Consider the following 15,182-nt stretch of genomic DNA (forward strand, 5'->3'; position numbering starts at 1 on the left):
CAAGGAAATGTTTCAACGAATGATTGACAAGAGCATGGCCAAAAGTCCCTGGATTTTCCACATCAATGCAGGCTCCTGCAACGGCTGTGACATTGAATTGGTGTCGGTGCTCACCCCCCGGTACGACGCCGAGCGGCTGGGCTTCCGCCTCACCGGAACCCCCCGCCAGGCAGACATCGTGGTGGTCAGCGGCCCCGTCACCTCCCAGACAAAAGACCGCCTGGTGCGCACCCTGGCCCAGGTCCCCGAACCCCGGGTGGTGGTGAGCTTGGGCTCCTGCCCCCGCTCCGGTAACGTGTTTAAGGGCAGCTACTGCGTAGACGGCCCCCTGGAGAAGTACACCCATGTGGACGTGTCCGTGGGCGGCTGCACCCCCAAGCCCGAGGCCATCATGGCCGCTCTGGCCAAGGCCGCCGAAATACTGGCTGAAAAGCGGAAGGAGATGCGTCAGGCATGATTCCCTACCTCACCAAAGCTCTGGGCAACCTGTTCCGTGCCCCGGCCACCGAGAAGTTTCCCAAGGGAGAGCCCCCCAAGGCAGCCCCCGGCTACCGGGGCCGCATCATCTACCACCCGGAGACCTGTGTCAACTGCGGGATGTGTATGCGGGTGTGCGCCCCCCAGTGCATGGAGCGCACCATGGAGCCCCTGCCCAACGGGGACCAGAAAATCACCCTCACCTTTGACCTGACCAGCTGCACCTTCTGCTCCATGTGCGCGGACTTCTGCGCCCGAAAGTCCATCGAGCTCAGTGACGACTACATGATCGTGGGCACCCAGCCCGAGGACTTCCTGGTCTCCGGCACCTTCATCAAGAAGGCGCCGCCCCCCAAGCTGACCCCGGAGCAGATCGCCGAGCTGAAGGCCAAGGCAGAGGCCGCCAAAGCCGCCAAGGCGGCAGCCGAGAAAGCCGATGGCTGAGCGCTCCCGCATTCGCCTGGAGGTGGAGGGGCTGGTGCAGGGGGTGGGGTTTCGCCCCACCGTCCACCGCCTCACCACCCAGCTGGGCCTGTCCGGCTTCATCCGCAACACCTCCCAGGGGGCGGAGCTGGAGCTGGAGGGGCAGCCAGACCAGGTAACCCAATTCGTGCCTCTTTTGCAGCAACAGGCCCCGGTGCTGGCCCGCATTCGCCGGGTCAGCACCGTTTCCATTCCCCCCACGGGAGAGACGGGCTTTCACATCCTGCCCAGCGTGGGGGAAACCCTCCCGGACACCCAGGTGAGCCCGGACGTGGGCATCTGCGAGGACTGTCTGCGGGAGATGCGAGACCCCAAGGACCGACGGTACCGCCACCCCTTTCTCAACTGCACCAACTGCGGGCCCCGGTTCACCATTGTTCAAAGCGTCCCCTATGACCGGGAGCGCACCGCCATGGGGGTATTCCCCATGTGCGAAGACTGCCAAGGCGAGTACACCGACATCACCGACCGCCGCTACCACGCCCAGCCCACCTGCTGCCCCCACTGCGGCCCCACCCTCACCTACCTGGACGGGGCGGGACAAGCCGTGGAGGGCGACCCCATCCGACTGGCCCAGACCCAGCTGAGACAGGGCGGGATTGTGGCAGTGAAGGGGCTGGGGGGCTTTCACCTGGCTTGTCTGCCCGAGTACGCTTCTCGGCTGCGGCAACGCAAAGAGCGAGAGGGCAAGCCTTTGGCCCTCATGTGCGCCGACGTGGATGCCGCCCGAGCCCTGTGCCATGTCTCCCCGGAAGAGGAGAAAGCGCTGAACAGCTGGCGGCGGCCCATTGTACTGCTGCGCAAGCGTGACCCCGCCCCGGATGTGCTCAGCCACACCCCCGAGCTGGGGCTCATGCTCCCCTATACCCCGCTACACTATCTGCTCATGGAGGGCTTTTCCGCTCTGGTGATGACCTCCGCCAACCCCTCGGACTGTCCCGTGTTCATCAGTAACCAGGCGGCGGTGGAGGGCCTCCAAGGCATCGCCGACGGCTTTCTCCTCCACAACCGGGACATTGTCACCCGGTGTGACGACTCCCTCCTCCGCATCTTCCGGGGGAAGGAATACCCCTTACGCCGCAGCCGGGGCTATGTGCCTCAGCCCTTGGAGGTGCCCGTCCCCGTCCACGGCCTGTTGGCCTGTGGAGCGGAACAGAAGGCGGGCTTTGCCCTGGGCAAGGGAACCGATACCCTGCTGAGCCAGCACATCGGGGATTTGAAAAACATGGAGACGCTGGAGCACTACCAAACCCAGCTCCACCACTTCCGCACCCTCTTCGGGGTGGCGGTGGAAGGGCTGGCCTGCGATCTCCACCCGGACTATCTGTCCACCCAGGTGGCTCAACAGCTCTCCAAGGAACTGAATGTACCCCTTCTCCCAGTGCAGCACCACCACGCCCACATGCTCTCCTGTATGGCGGATAACGGCCTCACAGGGCCCTGCATCGGCCTCATCTGGGACGGCACCGGGTTGGGCACCGACTCCACCATCTGGGGGGCGGAGTGTCTGGCGGGAGACGCCCACAGCTTCACCCGCCTGGGCTCCATCTCCCCCATCCGCCTGCCTGGCGGGGACGCCTGCGCCCGGGACCCCGGACGCATCGCCCACAGCCTGCTGGTGGAAGCAGGGCTGGAAGAACAGTCCACCGCCCACCAGGCCCAACTGCTCACCATGCAGCTAACAGCCGGGCTCAACTGTCCCCCTGCCTCCAGCATGGGGCGGCTCTTTGACGGGGTGTACGCCCTGTTGGGGGGCTCCTCCCCCGTCCACTACGAGGGGGAGAGCGCCATCCGCCTGGAGCATATGGCCCAGGCTGGTATCACCCAGTCCCTCCCGGTGGAGGTGGAGACGGTGGACGGCGTGTGCCGCCTGATCACCCCCGCCCTTACCGCCGCCCTGATGGAACGCAAAGCGGCGGGGGATTCTCCCCACCTGCTGGCGGCCCAGTTTATGAACGCCACGGTGGAATTGGCGGTGAAACAGTGCCAATTCGCCCGGAAGCACACCGGCCTCACTCAGGTAATGCTCTCCGGCGGTGTCTTTCAAAACATGTATCTACTGCCCCGTATCCTGGACGCACTGGCCGCCCAGGGTTTCCGGGCCTATCACCACTCCCGGGTGTCCACCAACGACGAGGGGATTGCCCTGGGACAGCTGATCGCCGCGGCAGCGCGGAGAAAGGAAGGATGACTATGTGTCTGGCCGTGCCCCTGCGGCTCATGGAAATTCACAACAAGGAGGGCATCGCCGAGGCGGGCGGCATTCGCCGCTCGGTGCGCCTGGACTTCATCCGCAATCCTCAAGTGGGGGACTACGTGCTGGTCCACGCCGGGTTTGCCATGGAGCGACTCAGCGAAGAACAGGCCCTGCAAAACCTGCAAGCCCTCCAGGAGGTGGCCAATGCTCTGTGAAGCGGATTTCCGCCGCCCCCAGGGGCTAGAGCGGCTGGTGGCGGCCATCCAGGACCAAAGCCTGCCCCCCATGCGCCTCATGGAGGTGTGCGGCACCCACACCATGGCCCTGGCCCGCACCGGGGTGCGGCAGCTGCTGCCCCCTCAGGTGAAGCTGATCTCCGGGCCCGGCTGTCCGGTGTGTGTCACCCCCGCCAATGTGATGGACGAGGTATTGCGCATAGCCGCTCTGCCCGGGGTCACCCTCACCACCTACGGGGATTTGATGCGGGTACCAGGCTCCAAGCCTGGGTTTGATTTGCGGCGGCAAAAGGCCCTGGGGGCAGACATCCAGGTGGTATACTCCCCCATGGACGCCTTAGAATTGGCCAAAGCCCACCCGGAAAAACAGGTGGTATTCCTGGGAGTGGGGTTTGAGACCACCGCCCCCGGCACTGCCCTGGCCGTGCTGGAAGCCCAACGGCAGGGCCTGAAAAACTTCTCCCTGCTGTGCCTGCTGAAAGCCACGCCCCCCGCCCTCCGGGCCCTGCTGAGCCAAGAGGACTTCGGGGTGGACGGCTTCCTGTGCCCCGGCCATGTGGCCACCATTTTGGGGGCGGAAGCCTTTTCCTTTCTCCCCCAAGAGTACCAAAAACCCGCCGTGGTGGCAGGTTTTGAGGCGGGGGACCTGGTGGCGGCCCTCCACCTGCTTATCACCCAGGTGAAGGACCACACCCCCAAGCTGGAAAACGAATACACCCGGGCGGTGTCCCGGTCGGGCAACCAAATGGCCCAACAGGTGATGGCCCAGGTGCTGGAGCCCCGTGACGACACCTGGCGGGGGCTGGGTAATATTCCAAACAGCGGCTTTGGGTTGAAGCCGGAGTTTGCCGCCTATGACGCCGCCGCCCGCTTTGGCTTCTCCCCTGCCCCACAGACTGCCCCCTCCCCCTGTCGGTGTGGGGATGTGATCTGTGGGCGCATTGGCCCCCGTGAGTGCCCTCTGTTTGGCACCGTGTGCTCTCCGGACAACCCGGTGGGGCCGTGCATGGTGTCCGGGGAGGGAGCCTGTGCCGCCGCCTATCTCTATGGAAGGGAATGACCCGCGATGGAACCACAATATATCACCTTAGACCACGGCAGCGGCGGAGGCCGCACCGCCCAGCTCATTGAGGAGCTGCTCCTCCCCGCCCTGCAAAATCCCCACCTGGCCCCCCTGGGGGACGGAGCGTTGCTGGATGTAAACGGCCCCCTGGCCTTCTCCACCGACAGCTTTGTCATTGACCCCATCTTCTTCCCCGGCGGGGACATTGGCAAGCTGGCCGTGTGCGGCACCGTCAACGATCTTGCCATGTGCGGGGCGGTGCCCAAATATCTGAGCCTGGGCATGATCTTGGAAGAGGGCTTCCCGGTGGCGGATTTGAAGCGCATCATTACCTCTCTGGCCCACACCTCCGCCTCCTGTGGGGTACAGGTGGTCACCGGGGACACCAAAGTGGTGGAGCGAGGCCACGGCCACGGGATTTACCTGAACACCTCCGGCATTGGGGAAGTGAAATGGCCGGGGCTGTCCCCCCAGGCCATCCGGGAGGGAGATCAAATTCTTATAAGCGGCACCGTGGGCGACCACGGCACCGCCGTGATGCTGGCTCGAAGCGGGATGCTCCAGGGGGACGAGCTTATTTCCGACTGTATGCCTCTGAACCAGCTGGCCGCTGCGGCTCTCTCTGCGGGCGGCGTGCGGGTGCTGCGAGACCCCACCCGGGGCGGCGTGGCTACAGTGCTCAATGAGTTTGTGGAGGGCACGGACCTGTGCGCCCAGGTGCAGGAGGACGCGGTGCCGGTGCGGCCCCAGGTGGAGACCGCCTGTGCCCTTCTGGGTCTGGACCCCCTGTACTGCGCCAACGAGGGCAAGCTGTTGGCGGTAGTGGACCCCGAGACTGCTCCGGCGGTGCTGGAGGCCCTACACCGCACTCCCGGCGGCGAGAACGCCGCCATCATCGGCTCCATCACCACTCAGTTCCCAGGCCGGGCGGTGCTGAAAACCGCCTTTGGAGCCCACCGTGTGTTATCCAAGCTATCCGGCGCACAGTTGCCGAGAATCTGTTAATAAGTGAGGGGATGTCACCATGCAGACCAATGAAAAAATTCAAATCCAGCCCGAGGAAATCGTACCCACCGCAGAGAAGATGCGCCAGGCGGGGCGGCTTCTCATCATGATTCACGGACACATCGAAAACGACGGCACCCCCGTGGTCACCTACGACTACGACGACGGCCCCAATGTTTTGAGCTACGAGGTGCGGGGCCACGCCACCGTGCCCACCATCTCCCACATCTACGACGCCGCCGCTCAGTGGGCGGAGCGAGACGTGGCGGAGCTGGTCCCCATCACCTTTGAGGGTCTGGATTGCAGCCAGCGGCTGTTTATGCCGGACAACCTGCTCAGCGGGGACGGGCAGATCACCGTCACCCCCATTGACGTGCTGCGCAAAGAAAATCATCTGGAATAACTCTTACAAGCAATAAAAAAGGTTCCATCCGAGAGGATGGAACCTTTTTTATGTATTAGAGATTAGCCCACGTACCCGGCGAACAGGTACTTGCCCAGCACGTCGATGCCCACCGCAGAGAAGAAGCCGAAGGTGTTCAGGCCGGCCATGACCACGAACCACAGGATGAACATGGGGAAGGTCTTCTTGACCACCATCAGGGGGAGTCACTTTATGGGTTGTCTCTCTCTTCATTTCTCTTTCTCTCTCCTTAGCAGGTTGCGCCGCCCTTAACGGTCTTGTTCAGGATGGCTTCCTTGTTGATGGCCTGGTTGAGCAGCTTATCCTCCACATACTCCATACCCAGACGATCAATGGTATCGGCAAAACGCTCGCCGGTGATGCCCTCGTCACGGAAGAACAGGATGGCGCGCTCCACCACGTCCAGAACCTCTTCCTCGCTGGTGAAGATCTTGCTCAGGGGGTGGCCATGGGCAACCTTCTTGCCCCAGCGGCCGCCCACGTAGACCTTGTAGCCCTCGGTGTACTCCTCCAGAGCGCCGAAGGGACACTTGCCCTTGCAGCGGCCGCAGTTGTTACACTCGTTGGGATCGATGATCACCTTGCCGTCCACAACCTTGGCCACCTTGATGGGGCAGGCGTTCTCCACCTGGCACACCTTGCAGCCACGGCACTTGGACAGGTCCACCATGGGAACACGCTGACCCACGATGCCCAGGTCGTTCAGGTCAGGCTTGACGCAGTTGTTGGGACAGCCGCCCACGGCGATCTTGAACTTGTGGGGCAGGGTCACGGTGTGGTAGCCCAGGTAGAACCGCTCGTGAATCTTGTCGCTGAGCGAGAAGGAGTCCAGCAGGCCGTACTGGCAGGTGGTACCCTTACAGGCCACCACAGGACGCACCAGAGAGCCGGTACCGCCGGTGAGCAGGCCGCGCTCGTTGACAAAGTCGATGAGGGGCTGAATGTTCTCGTACTTCACGCCCTGAATCTCCAGGGTCAGACGGGTGGTCATGGTCACCTCGCCGCTGCCGAACTTCTCGGCGGCCTCGATGACGGTGCGGTGCTCGTCGGCGGTGATCTTACCGTTGCGGGTGATGATACGCACGTTGAACACGTCGGGATAGCGCTTATCCTGGAGACAGCCCAGGCCCTTCACCCGCTTGATCTCAGCGGCGCTCAGAGCGGTGCCGGGCACGGAAATCTTCACGGTGTTGATGAAGGCGCCGCCCTCCAACACGCGGGTGTTGGTGTAGCCCAGGGCCTTCAGGCGGTTCTGCAGGAAGTAGCCGCGCTTACCCTTGGCGCACACCAGCAGCAGCTTGTCGTCCAGGTTGGTGCCCTCGATGGGGCCGTTGACGGTGGACAGGTTCACCCAAGTGGCGCCGGGCAGAGTGGCGGCGGGGTGAGCGTCCAGCACGCGGTACTCCTTGGCAGCGCCAGCGGCGTACTCGGCGGGAGTGAAGGTCTCGAACGCGCCGGACATCTTGTTCTCCAGGATGTAGCAGGCCTGGACGAAGGGATGGATGGCGGTGGAGAAGGGAGGCGCATAGGCGTAGTCCAGGGTGTCGAAGTCGGCAACCTTGGCGCCCATGGCGATGCCGGTGACGGCGATGTCCACCATCTTGTCCACAGCGCCGCCGCCCAGCACCTGGATACCCAGCAGCTTGCCGGTGGTCTTGTCGGCGATGAGCTTGGTGACAAAAGAGGAGGCGTCGGCATAGTAGTGGGCCTTGTCGTCGGTGACGCAGGTCACGGTGACCACGTCATAGCCCTCAGCCTTGGCCTGAGCCTCGGTGAGGCCGGTGCGGCCAGCATTGAGGTCGTCGGCCAGACGGACCACGCCGGTGCCCATGCAGCCCAGGTAGGGGGCGTCGGTGCCGGTGAGGTTCTTGGCCAGGCACCGGCCGGTGATGTTGGCGGTGGAGCCCATGGCGGACCACTGGCCCTTGCCGGTGATGCGGTTGTGCACCATGGCGCAGTCGCCCACGGCGTACACATCATTGAGGTTGGTGCGCTGGTGGTCGTCCACCACGATGGTGCCCTTCACCATCTCCAGGCCGGACTCAGCCAGGAAACCGGTGGCGGGACGGATGCCGATGGCCAGCACCACCACGTCGGCGGGCAGCACGCCGGCGCTGGTGTCCACGCCAGTGGCCTTCTCGGTGCCCACAATGCCCTTGAGGGCGGTGCCAGTGCGCACACGCATGCCCTTAGCCTGGAGCTTGCGGCGGACGTAGTCGGCCACCTCAGCGTCAAAGATGTTGGGCATCAGCTGGTCGGCCATGTCCACCACAGTGACGTTCAGGCCCTTGGCCATGAGGTTCTCGGCGATCTCCAGGCCGATGAAGCCGCCGCCCACCACCACGGCGTTGCGGCAGTGGTTGTCGTCCACGTAAGCACGCAGACCGATGGCATCGTCGGGGGTACGCATGGTGTACACGCCCTTCCGGTTCACGCCCTCCACGGGGGGCACAAAGGGCTCAGCGCCCACGGCCACCACCAGCTTGTCATAGCTGACGGTGTTGGCCTCACCGCTCACCACGTTGCGCACGGTCACGGTCTTGGCGTTGGCGTCCACGGAGGTGGCCTCCATACCGGTGACCACGTCCACCCCGGTCAGGCCCTTGTACTTTGCGGGGGTGTTGACGATCAGCTCGTCCCGGGTCTCAATGCTGCCGCCCACATAGTAGGGCAGGCCGCACCCGGCGTAGGAAATGTCCTGGCTCTTGGTGTAGATGGTGACGTTGGCGTCCCGGTTCTCACGCTTGAGCTTGGCGGCGGTCTTGGTGCCTGCGGCAACGCCGCCGATGACGATCACGTTCATATCTCCCTCTCCTTTGTTCATTTTTTCGCAGAATTAAGCGTGTTGATTATACCATACCTTCGATGATATAATTGATTCGACTTAATGATACAACGATTCAAATTCTGAATCACCCACTTTACCTATGAAAGAACTGGGGTATATCTATGCTGGATTATCGAATGGAAACCTTCCTCATCCTGTGTGAGGAGATGAATTACCGCAAAACCGCCCAAATTCTGCATCTTTCTCAGCCTGCCGTCACCCATCACATTCAATTTCTGGAGCATGAGTACGGGTGCAGCCTGTTTACCTACGCCGGGCGGCAGCTGATTCAGACCCCACAGGGGCGGGCGTTGGAGGAATATGCCCGCTCGGTGAAGCACAACGACCTGGAAGTACGGCGCAAACTCTCCAATCAGCACGTACTGGAGCTGAAGGTGGGGGCCACCAAGACCATCGGGGACTACGTCATCAACCACCTGGTCAACCGCTTCCTCACCAGCCAGGACCACGCCCTCACCTTCATTGTGGACAACACCGAGCACCTGCTGCAAATGCTGGACGACGGCCAGCTGGACTTTGCAGTGGTGGAGGGGTACTTCAGCAAGACCCACTTTGAATGGCAGCTGTTCCGCCAGGAGCCCTTTGTGGGCATCTGCCACAAAAACCACCCCTTCTGTGGCCGCAAGGTGGGCCTGCCTGAGCTGCTCACCGCCACCATCATCCACCGGGAGGCGGGCTCCGGCACCCGGGCCATTCTGGAACAGAAGCTCAAGGGCTACAACGAGTCTCTGGAGCGGTTTGACCGCCACATCTGCATCAGCTCCTTTAAGCTGATTTTGGATGCAGTGAAGCAAAACCTGGGGGTCAGCTTCGTCTATGAGGCTTTGGCGGACAGCGACCCCCAGCTGGGCAAGTTCTGGATGGAGGGAGACCCCATTATCCGGGAATTTAACATTGTATACTTAAAAAATACCGACCCACAGGAGAAAATCCGGCTCTTTCTCCAGGGGTAAACCCAAGAGCTGTCGCAGATGCGGCAGCTCTTACTTTCATATTGACTTTAACTTTATTGAAGTATATAATCAACATTGTTAAAGAAAGGAGGGTATGCCTCGTGGCTTTGGACATCATGCCCGAGTGGATGGCCAATCTGGAGGAGGAAGACCTGGTGTTTATCAAAAAGTTTCTCCTCTCCTCCGGGTCTTTGAAGGAGATGGCCCGTCAATATGGGGTGACCTACCCCACGGTTCGGCTGCGTCTGGACCGACTGATTCAGAAAATTCAACTCAGCGACCAAGTGGAGGGCGAGCCGTACATCGCCCTCATCAAGCGGCTGGCCCTCCAGGATAAGCTGGACTTTGACACTGCCAAGCTGCTCATCACCCAGTACAAAAAACAACAAGGAGGACCATGATATGTTCAATCCCATAAACGCCCTCATCACCCTTGCCCTGCTGGTGGGCATCGTTCTTCTGCAAATCTTTCTCTCCCGCCGGGAGAGCCGCTGGCCGGGGCTGGTGTTGCCCAGCCTCACCTTTCTCTTTAGTCTGTGCGTCACCTTTGGGGCCGCCCTATATGCCTATGTGCCCACGGAGCATCAGAGCTTTGGTGACATTCTCGTCCCCACCCTCCTGCTGTTTTTGATGTACAACATTCCCACCTTGGTGCTGTTGGGCATCTACTTTGCCTGTCGGGAGAAGTACAGCCGGAAAAAACAGCTGGACAAGATGAACATTCAAGACTTGGATGGTTGACGGCCCCCGCAGAATGGGATACACTGGACTTGAATCTGAGGGGCAACCGCCCCCACCCAGGAAAGGAGTGTCTCCCCATGAGAAAGCAATGGTTGATGGGCCTGGCCCTGAGTTTGGTTTTGCTGGCTGGCTGTTCTGCCTCCAACGTGGTCAAGACCTATGAGAGCGGCCAGGACAGTGTGATGGTCACCTATCAGGAGCTGAAAGACGGCACCTGGAAGTGTGAGGACACCGTGTACCAGTACCGTCTGGAGCTCACCGGGACCCTCCCAAATGCCCAAGCAGATTCCCACTATGTCGTGCTGAGCCAGCGGGAGGACGTCACCTTCGAGGAGGTCTCTCAGGCACTGCTGAGCAGCATTGCCCCCTTTGACCCAGTGGACTATGTCCTGGTGGAAATGGATTGAGTGGCTGGTTTCGCTGTATCAATAAAGCCCCCGCCCTTGGAATGGCACCCTGCTATCCCAAGGGCGGGGCTTTTTCTTGGCTGGACAAAGGCACAACGAGCATGTAAACTAGGGGTTGCAACCAAAACTTGCCTGAATGCAACCCCGATGTGGTTTCATCTTGCTTCAATATCAGATAGATTTGAGGTGTCAACATGGTACTGTCAGAAAAATTAGCGGCGCTGCGGAAAGAGCACGGATATTCCCAGTTGAATGTGGCAGAGCGTCTCAACGTGTCCCGCCAGGCCATCTCCCGGTGGGAGGTGGGTAGCTCTGTCCCCTCCACAGAGAACCTGCTGGAGCTCAGCCGGCTGTATGGGGTATCCCTGGATGAATTGGTGGGGCACGATATAGAAGGAAAAACGCCATCTTCTCCTGAAAGTCAGCCCGAGCCTCCAAAGGCTGTTCCCAAGAAGCAAAGAATAGGTATTACTGTTTTATTCAGGAAACGAATTTCCATTGTAGCCGCTATCGTGTTCCTGGTATTTGTATTCTTGCTATCTACTTGTCTGTGGCGTATGAACCGTTCTCAAAATGAAAATCTTGTAGACATAGATCACCTTCAACAAGAAGGTACTGTCGCTCCAGATGGAAACTTTGGGTTTGACTAACACACTATAATCTGAAATCACGATGGAGGAAATCATGAAACAGCTTACAAAGAAACTTCTTATTTCGTCCCTTTCTCTTGGAATGGTAGTCCTATGCTGTACTGGAGCCTTTGCCACAGTATACATCGATGCACCTTGTTCCGAGACTGTATCATATGTCCAATCTATAGAGCAACAAGCTGAGATTATCTCCGTCATAGATAGTTTTAATCTGGATAATACCCGGGCAACCAATCGTTTGGACATTACCATCGATGCAGGAAAGCTTCTCAAAGCTGACACTCCGTTTTCTCTAGAGGTTGGGGAAACGGTTTCCATGAACTTCACCTACTCACCAAGAAGCTCGTCTATTTCTGCTGGTCTAATTGATAGTAATGGGTATTTTTATAGTTTTACTGAGAATTCTGGCACCATAAATAAGACCATTCGAGTGCGTAAAACTGGGAAGTATTACTTAGCTTTTCGGAACAACTCTAACGTATCTGTTCAAATTATGGGTTTTGTCTACTACTGACAAATAGGTGCATTACGAGAAAGTAGGGATATGAAATGCAGAAATTTATTTTTTAAATTGCCATCGACAGCAAGTTGGCCTTATTTTCAGGAAATAAATCTTCAAGGCATAAACTTATTGTTCGCAAACTGATTTATAGTTAGTTGAGAGGAGGTTGTTTTATGAAAAAATTTATTACAATATTGTTATCCTTGTGTATGGTTTTATCAACATCGTTACTTTCATTTGCTAGTGAAAGTGATAATTCCGTTGTTATTTCTCAATTATCTGTTCCAGAAGCCCTTGCAGATTCATCCATCGTAGACTTTTTAAACGATACGGGCGAAATGACAGAACTGCTTGAAGCACAAAAAGAAATAAGGGCATATTTCTATCAAACTGCATCCAACTATACAAACAGTACTAATATTCTCTCCGATGTTAGTCCAAGTGACGTTCAAGAAATTTCAGAGCAGTATGCTCTTTCTCTTCCTTCCGAGACCGAAACCGGAACTATCGACAATGGTACATTGTATGTAGAAAAGAACTCACGCGGTTCAATCATCGACATATGGTATATTTATTATCCAATTACAGACAAATCGATATCAGTCAAAGCAGCCATGGTTGATGCTGACAATCCACTTGGCGTTGTTTCTGGTACCCTTATGTGCTACACTTTAAACAATACGACCTGGCAGCTTCGTAGCTCTACTGTTTTCTCTAAGTCTAATGTAACAAACGGTGTTATTTCCACATGGAATATAACAAAATGGGGTGTTAAGGAAAAGTTTGAATATTCTACCCGGGTATATGATAATGGCAGAGAACACTCCTATAACAATAAAAACAAAGAAGACAGAGTTCGATATAATTTTGATGCACAACCCTATAATAAATTTACTGCAAATGGAGGTAATCGCCATCATTTTATACCTGCAAATTCTTTACTGAGAAATGGTTTTAATACAAATACAGCCTACTGTATTCGCATGATGGTAGCCGATCACAAAAAAACCGGAAGCTGTGGTAATTCTTCATATGTCGCTACAGTAACCTCCCTTCTTCAAGCAAAAAAGTATCGTGAAGCACTTCAACACGAGGTCAATGACTTAAAATCCAAACCGGACTCGGAAGGTTACCACGGTAGCTTGCAGCAAAAATACTATAACGAAGTGGTTACCTGTTTGGTGGAGTATGAAAAACTGTTTGGTTTACGCTAATGAACAGATTATATATGAAATCTCTTAGTATAGCTTATCATCAGGGCATCGGCCCCTTAAAGCTGGGAATGTCGCCCCAGGAGATTTTGACCGCCGTGGAACAGCTTCGTGCGGAGGCCCAGCTTCCCACCTCCACCCCGGTGGACATATCCAGAGAAACAGTGGGTCCCCTCACCTGCATCCGCTACCAGGGGGATGAGTTCTTCTTTCTGGTACACTATTACCAGGACCGGGCGGTGGAGATCGGAGTAGACGGAGAACTGAGCCACCACCTTCCCATTCTCCTGCATGGACTGAAGGTATTTCAAACCCCGGCGGAAGACCTGGTAAACACCTTAAAAGCCCACAGCGCCTGTATCTATGATCTGGAGGATGAACAGCTCAGCACGGAGTACCTGTTCCCCCAGCTGGGCCTGCGCCTGTGGCGGGAGATGCCCTTTCACCCCAAGCTGCTCTCTGACCCAGCCTACTGTGAAGAGATGGCCATGGTCTTGGATGAAATGAACGCCTACCTGTATTTCCAGTTGATTTCCGTCCTAGATTGGGAGACTCTGGAGCAGGTTCAGCCACCGGGATATCTATTTCAATAGGGAAAGCCCTTCTGCTCCATGGCAGAAGGGCTTTCTTATCTATAGATCTCGATTGTACAGCTTGGCCACGAACTTCCGGCCCCCCACCATAAACAGCAGGATGGCCGCCAGGTCCACCGCCTCCAGCAGGAGGATGACGTGGCGCTCGTCCATGCCCTCGGCCAGCGTTCCGGCCAGGAGGGTGCCCGCCACGCCGCCCAGGGAGCACAGCATCTGGAAGGTGCCGTTGAACCGGGCCCGTTTCGTGTCCGGCACATAGGACTGGGTGGCGGCAATGCGGATGTTGTAGCTGGTGACCCCCAGCACCCCGGTGATGAAAAAGGCCAGGGCCATGAGAGGGATGGGGAGATACAGCTCCATGGCCGCATTCAATCCCACCACAACGTACACGCACAGGGCAATGCGGAACTTCAAGTGGGTGGGAAAATGCACCTTGTAGTGGATGAGGCCGCCGATGAGCCGCCCGATCACCGCAGCGTTGGAGACGATGGCATACAGGGTCACCGCCGCCACCGGCCACATGATATACAGATAGGCGTGGCTGCGGAAAAAGGGCAGGTGCAGGGTGCCGCCGCCGCTTCCGGCAAAGTTGCTCACGGTGAAGTACAGCGTCACCGCCAGAAGCCCCTTCTCGGAGAGAATGTAGGACATACCCTCCTTGAAGTCCACGCCGAACTGCCGCAGAGGGTTCTGACTCTGCACCGGGGCGGCCTTGTCCATGTGGGTCTCCTGGTAGCGGATGGTGCGCTCAAAGCAGGCGGCAATGAAGAAACTCACACCATCCAGGGCCAACAAGGGCAGGATGGTACCCATACGGTCATAGATGAGGGCCGCAATGGGAGAGGTCATGGCCGCCAGAGGCCAGAGCAGACTGGAGATGGAATAGGCCTTGGAGAAGTTCCCTTCCGTGATGAGGTTGGGATAGAAACTGTCATAGGCCACGGAATACACGCTGTTAATGGCGCCTGTAATGAGGCAAAAGGCCAGCAACAGCACATAGTTAAACCAACCCTGACTCATGAGCAGGAACATCAACAGGTAGAGAAAGGCGGACAGAAAGTCCAGCCGATAAATCACTTTTTTCCGGCTCATCCGGTCCAGGTACGGCCCCGCCAACAGGGGGACCACCAGCACCGGAAGCTGGAAACCGATGTTGAAAATTGCGTATAAAAGGGTGGACCCGGTATAGTCCAGCACCATGATACTCATGGCAAAGCCGGACAAGGTGCTCCCCACCATGGACACCACACTGCCCAATGTGATGATGGTGAAGTCCCGGGTCCACAACGTAGACGGGGTACTCAAAACTCTCCTCTCTCGCAGAACAATACGATTGGAAAACGCCTCAATGCGTGGTATACTGTCAGGGAATCCACCAAGGAGGGGTCCTCC

The 15,182-nt window shown here is 58.0% G+C and carries 18 protein-coding genes; 15 read left to right on the top strand and 3 right to left on the bottom strand.

The features are described 5' to 3' along the window. Positions 1-7: 7 nt before the first annotated feature. The 7 genes from B5F22_RS03655 to B5F22_RS03685 are packed head-to-tail and all read left to right on the top strand — an operon-like array spanning position 8 to position 5,864. Positions 8-457: an NADH-quinone oxidoreductase subunit B gene (locus B5F22_RS03655; protein ID WP_087231351.1), complete on the top strand. Its 450-nt coding sequence runs from the start codon at positions 8-10 to the stop codon at positions 455-457. Further along, complete coding sequence (locus tag B5F22_RS03660) at positions 454-921, top strand: hypothetical protein (RefSeq protein WP_087391005.1); 468 nt, start codon at positions 454-456, stop codon at positions 919-921. Before B5F22_RS03655 ends, B5F22_RS03660 begins: the two co-directional genes overlap by 4 nt. After that, positions 914-3,151: a carbamoyltransferase HypF gene (gene hypF / locus B5F22_RS03665; protein WP_087391008.1), complete on the top strand. Its 2,238-nt coding sequence runs from the start codon at positions 914-916 to the stop codon at positions 3,149-3,151. Before B5F22_RS03660 ends, hypF begins: the two co-directional genes overlap by 8 nt. Further along, entirely contained in the window at positions 3,148-3,372 is a 225-nt protein-coding gene (locus B5F22_RS03670) for a HypC/HybG/HupF family hydrogenase formation chaperone (protein WP_242955051.1), read from the top strand. Before hypF ends, B5F22_RS03670 begins: the two co-directional genes overlap by 4 nt. Next, positions 3,362-4,453 carry a hydrogenase formation protein HypD gene (gene hypD / locus B5F22_RS03675; protein ID WP_087391016.1) on the top strand — a complete coding sequence of 364 codons (1,092 nt, stop codon included), beginning with the start codon at positions 3,362-3,364 and terminating at the stop codon, positions 4,451-4,453. Before B5F22_RS03670 ends, hypD begins: the two co-directional genes overlap by 11 nt. Positions 4,454-4,459: 6 nt before the next feature. Beyond that, the gene (gene hypE, locus B5F22_RS03680) at positions 4,460-5,461 is read left to right on the top strand and encodes a hydrogenase expression/formation protein HypE (protein ID WP_087391019.1); all 1,002 of its coding nucleotides are present in this window, start codon (positions 4,460-4,462) and stop codon (positions 5,459-5,461) included. Positions 5,462-5,480: 19 nt separating this feature from the next. After that, the gene (locus tag B5F22_RS03685) at positions 5,481-5,864 is read left to right on the top strand and encodes an NADH-quinone oxidoreductase subunit C (RefSeq protein ID WP_087391021.1); all 384 of its coding nucleotides are present in this window, start codon (positions 5,481-5,483) and stop codon (positions 5,862-5,864) included. Between the two features lie 62 nt (positions 5,865-5,926). Here the strand turns inward: B5F22_RS03685 and B5F22_RS12735 are convergent, their stop codons facing one another. After that, entirely contained in the window at positions 5,927-6,061 is a 135-nt protein-coding gene (locus B5F22_RS12735) for a hypothetical protein (RefSeq protein ID WP_275532475.1), read from the bottom strand. Positions 6,062-6,114: 53 nt separating this feature from the next. Next, positions 6,115-8,688: an FAD-dependent oxidoreductase gene (locus B5F22_RS03690; protein WP_087391024.1), complete on the bottom strand. Its 2,574-nt coding sequence runs from the start codon at positions 8,686-8,688 to the stop codon at positions 6,115-6,117. 146 nt (positions 8,689-8,834) lie between these two features. Between B5F22_RS03690 and B5F22_RS03695 the strand changes: the two genes are divergently transcribed. The 8 genes from B5F22_RS03695 (at position 8,835) to B5F22_RS03725 (ending at position 13,790) form a co-directional block, all read left to right on the top strand. After that, on the top strand, positions 8,835-9,686 hold the full coding sequence (locus B5F22_RS03695) for a LysR family transcriptional regulator (protein WP_087391027.1): 852 nt from the start codon (positions 8,835-8,837) through the stop codon (positions 9,684-9,686). 101 nt (positions 9,687-9,787) lie between these two features. Continuing rightward, positions 9,788-10,087, top strand: coding sequence for a DUF2089 family protein (locus B5F22_RS03700; RefSeq protein WP_087231325.1), 300 nt, complete (start codon positions 9,788-9,790; stop codon positions 10,085-10,087). 1 nt (position 10,088) lies between these two features. Then, the gene (locus B5F22_RS03705; RefSeq protein ID WP_087391029.1) at positions 10,089-10,427 is read left to right on the top strand and encodes a hypothetical protein; all 339 of its coding nucleotides are present in this window, start codon (positions 10,089-10,091) and stop codon (positions 10,425-10,427) included. Positions 10,428-10,504: 77 nt separating this feature from the next. Next, complete coding sequence (locus B5F22_RS03710; protein ID WP_087391035.1) at positions 10,505-10,834, top strand: hypothetical protein; 330 nt, start codon at positions 10,505-10,507, stop codon at positions 10,832-10,834. 194 nt (positions 10,835-11,028) lie between these two features. Continuing rightward, complete coding sequence (locus B5F22_RS03715) at positions 11,029-11,484, top strand: helix-turn-helix transcriptional regulator (RefSeq protein ID WP_087391039.1); 456 nt, start codon at positions 11,029-11,031, stop codon at positions 11,482-11,484. A gap of 34 nt (positions 11,485-11,518) precedes the next feature. Further along, a complete protein-coding gene (locus B5F22_RS03720; RefSeq protein ID WP_087369557.1) occupies positions 11,519-11,998 on the top strand; it encodes a hypothetical protein in 480 nt (159 codons plus the stop codon). Positions 11,999-12,159: 161 nt separating this feature from the next. Then, on the top strand, positions 12,160-13,200 hold the full coding sequence (locus tag B5F22_RS11970; RefSeq protein WP_143482180.1) for a hypothetical protein: 1,041 nt from the start codon (positions 12,160-12,162) through the stop codon (positions 13,198-13,200). A gap of 14 nt (positions 13,201-13,214) precedes the next feature. Further along, positions 13,215-13,790, top strand: a complete 576-nt coding sequence (locus tag B5F22_RS03725) for a hypothetical protein (protein WP_143482181.1) — start codon at positions 13,215-13,217, stop codon at positions 13,788-13,790. A gap of 39 nt (positions 13,791-13,829) precedes the next feature. On the opposite strand, the gene B5F22_RS03730 is transcribed toward B5F22_RS03725, so the two are convergent. Further along, positions 13,830-15,095 carry an MFS transporter gene (locus B5F22_RS03730; RefSeq protein WP_158096606.1) on the bottom strand — a complete coding sequence of 422 codons (1,266 nt, stop codon included), beginning with the start codon at positions 15,093-15,095 and terminating at the stop codon, positions 13,830-13,832. Positions 15,096-15,182 lie beyond the last annotated feature (87 nt).

Source organism: Pseudoflavonifractor sp. An187, from assembly GCF_002160275.1.
Classification (GTDB): domain Bacteria; phylum Bacillota; class Clostridia; order Oscillospirales; family Oscillospiraceae; genus Enterenecus; species Enterenecus faecium.

Coding starts and splice junctions, on each gene's coding strand:
- B5F22_RS03720 (WP_087369557.1), top strand. CDS start 11,519: ATGAAACAGCTTACAAAGAAACTTCTTATTTCGTCCCTTTCTCTTGGA.
- hypE (WP_087391019.1), top strand. CDS start 4,460: ATGGAACCACAATATATCACCTTAGACCACGGCAGCGGCGGAGGCCGC.
- B5F22_RS03715 (WP_087391039.1), top strand. CDS start 11,029: ATGGTACTGTCAGAAAAATTAGCGGCGCTGCGGAAAGAGCACGGATAT.
- B5F22_RS03710 (WP_087391035.1), top strand. CDS start 10,505: ATGAGAAAGCAATGGTTGATGGGCCTGGCCCTGAGTTTGGTTTTGCTG.
- B5F22_RS03660 (WP_087391005.1), top strand. CDS start 454: ATGATTCCCTACCTCACCAAAGCTCTGGGCAACCTGTTCCGTGCCCCG.
- hypD (WP_087391016.1), top strand. CDS start 3,362: ATGCTCTGTGAAGCGGATTTCCGCCGCCCCCAGGGGCTAGAGCGGCTG.
- B5F22_RS03725 (WP_143482181.1), top strand. CDS start 13,215: ATGAAATCTCTTAGTATAGCTTATCATCAGGGCATCGGCCCCTTAAAG.
- B5F22_RS03685 (WP_087391021.1), top strand. CDS start 5,481: ATGCAGACCAATGAAAAAATTCAAATCCAGCCCGAGGAAATCGTACCC.
- B5F22_RS03670 (WP_242955051.1), top strand. CDS start 3,148: ATGACTATGTGTCTGGCCGTGCCCCTGCGGCTCATGGAAATTCACAAC.
- B5F22_RS12735 (WP_275532475.1), bottom strand. CDS start 6,061: ATGGTGGTCAAGAAGACCTTCCCCATGTTCATCCTGTGGTTCGTGGTC.
- B5F22_RS03705 (WP_087391029.1), top strand. CDS start 10,089: ATGTTCAATCCCATAAACGCCCTCATCACCCTTGCCCTGCTGGTGGGC.
- B5F22_RS03655 (WP_087231351.1), top strand. CDS start 8: ATGTTTCAACGAATGATTGACAAGAGCATGGCCAAAAGTCCCTGGATT.
- B5F22_RS03690 (WP_087391024.1), bottom strand. CDS start 8,688: ATGAACGTGATCGTCATCGGCGGCGTTGCCGCAGGCACCAAGACCGCC.
- hypF (WP_087391008.1), top strand. CDS start 914: ATGGCTGAGCGCTCCCGCATTCGCCTGGAGGTGGAGGGGCTGGTGCAG.
- B5F22_RS11970 (WP_143482180.1), top strand. CDS start 12,160: ATGAAAAAATTTATTACAATATTGTTATCCTTGTGTATGGTTTTATCA.
- B5F22_RS03695 (WP_087391027.1), top strand. CDS start 8,835: ATGCTGGATTATCGAATGGAAACCTTCCTCATCCTGTGTGAGGAGATG.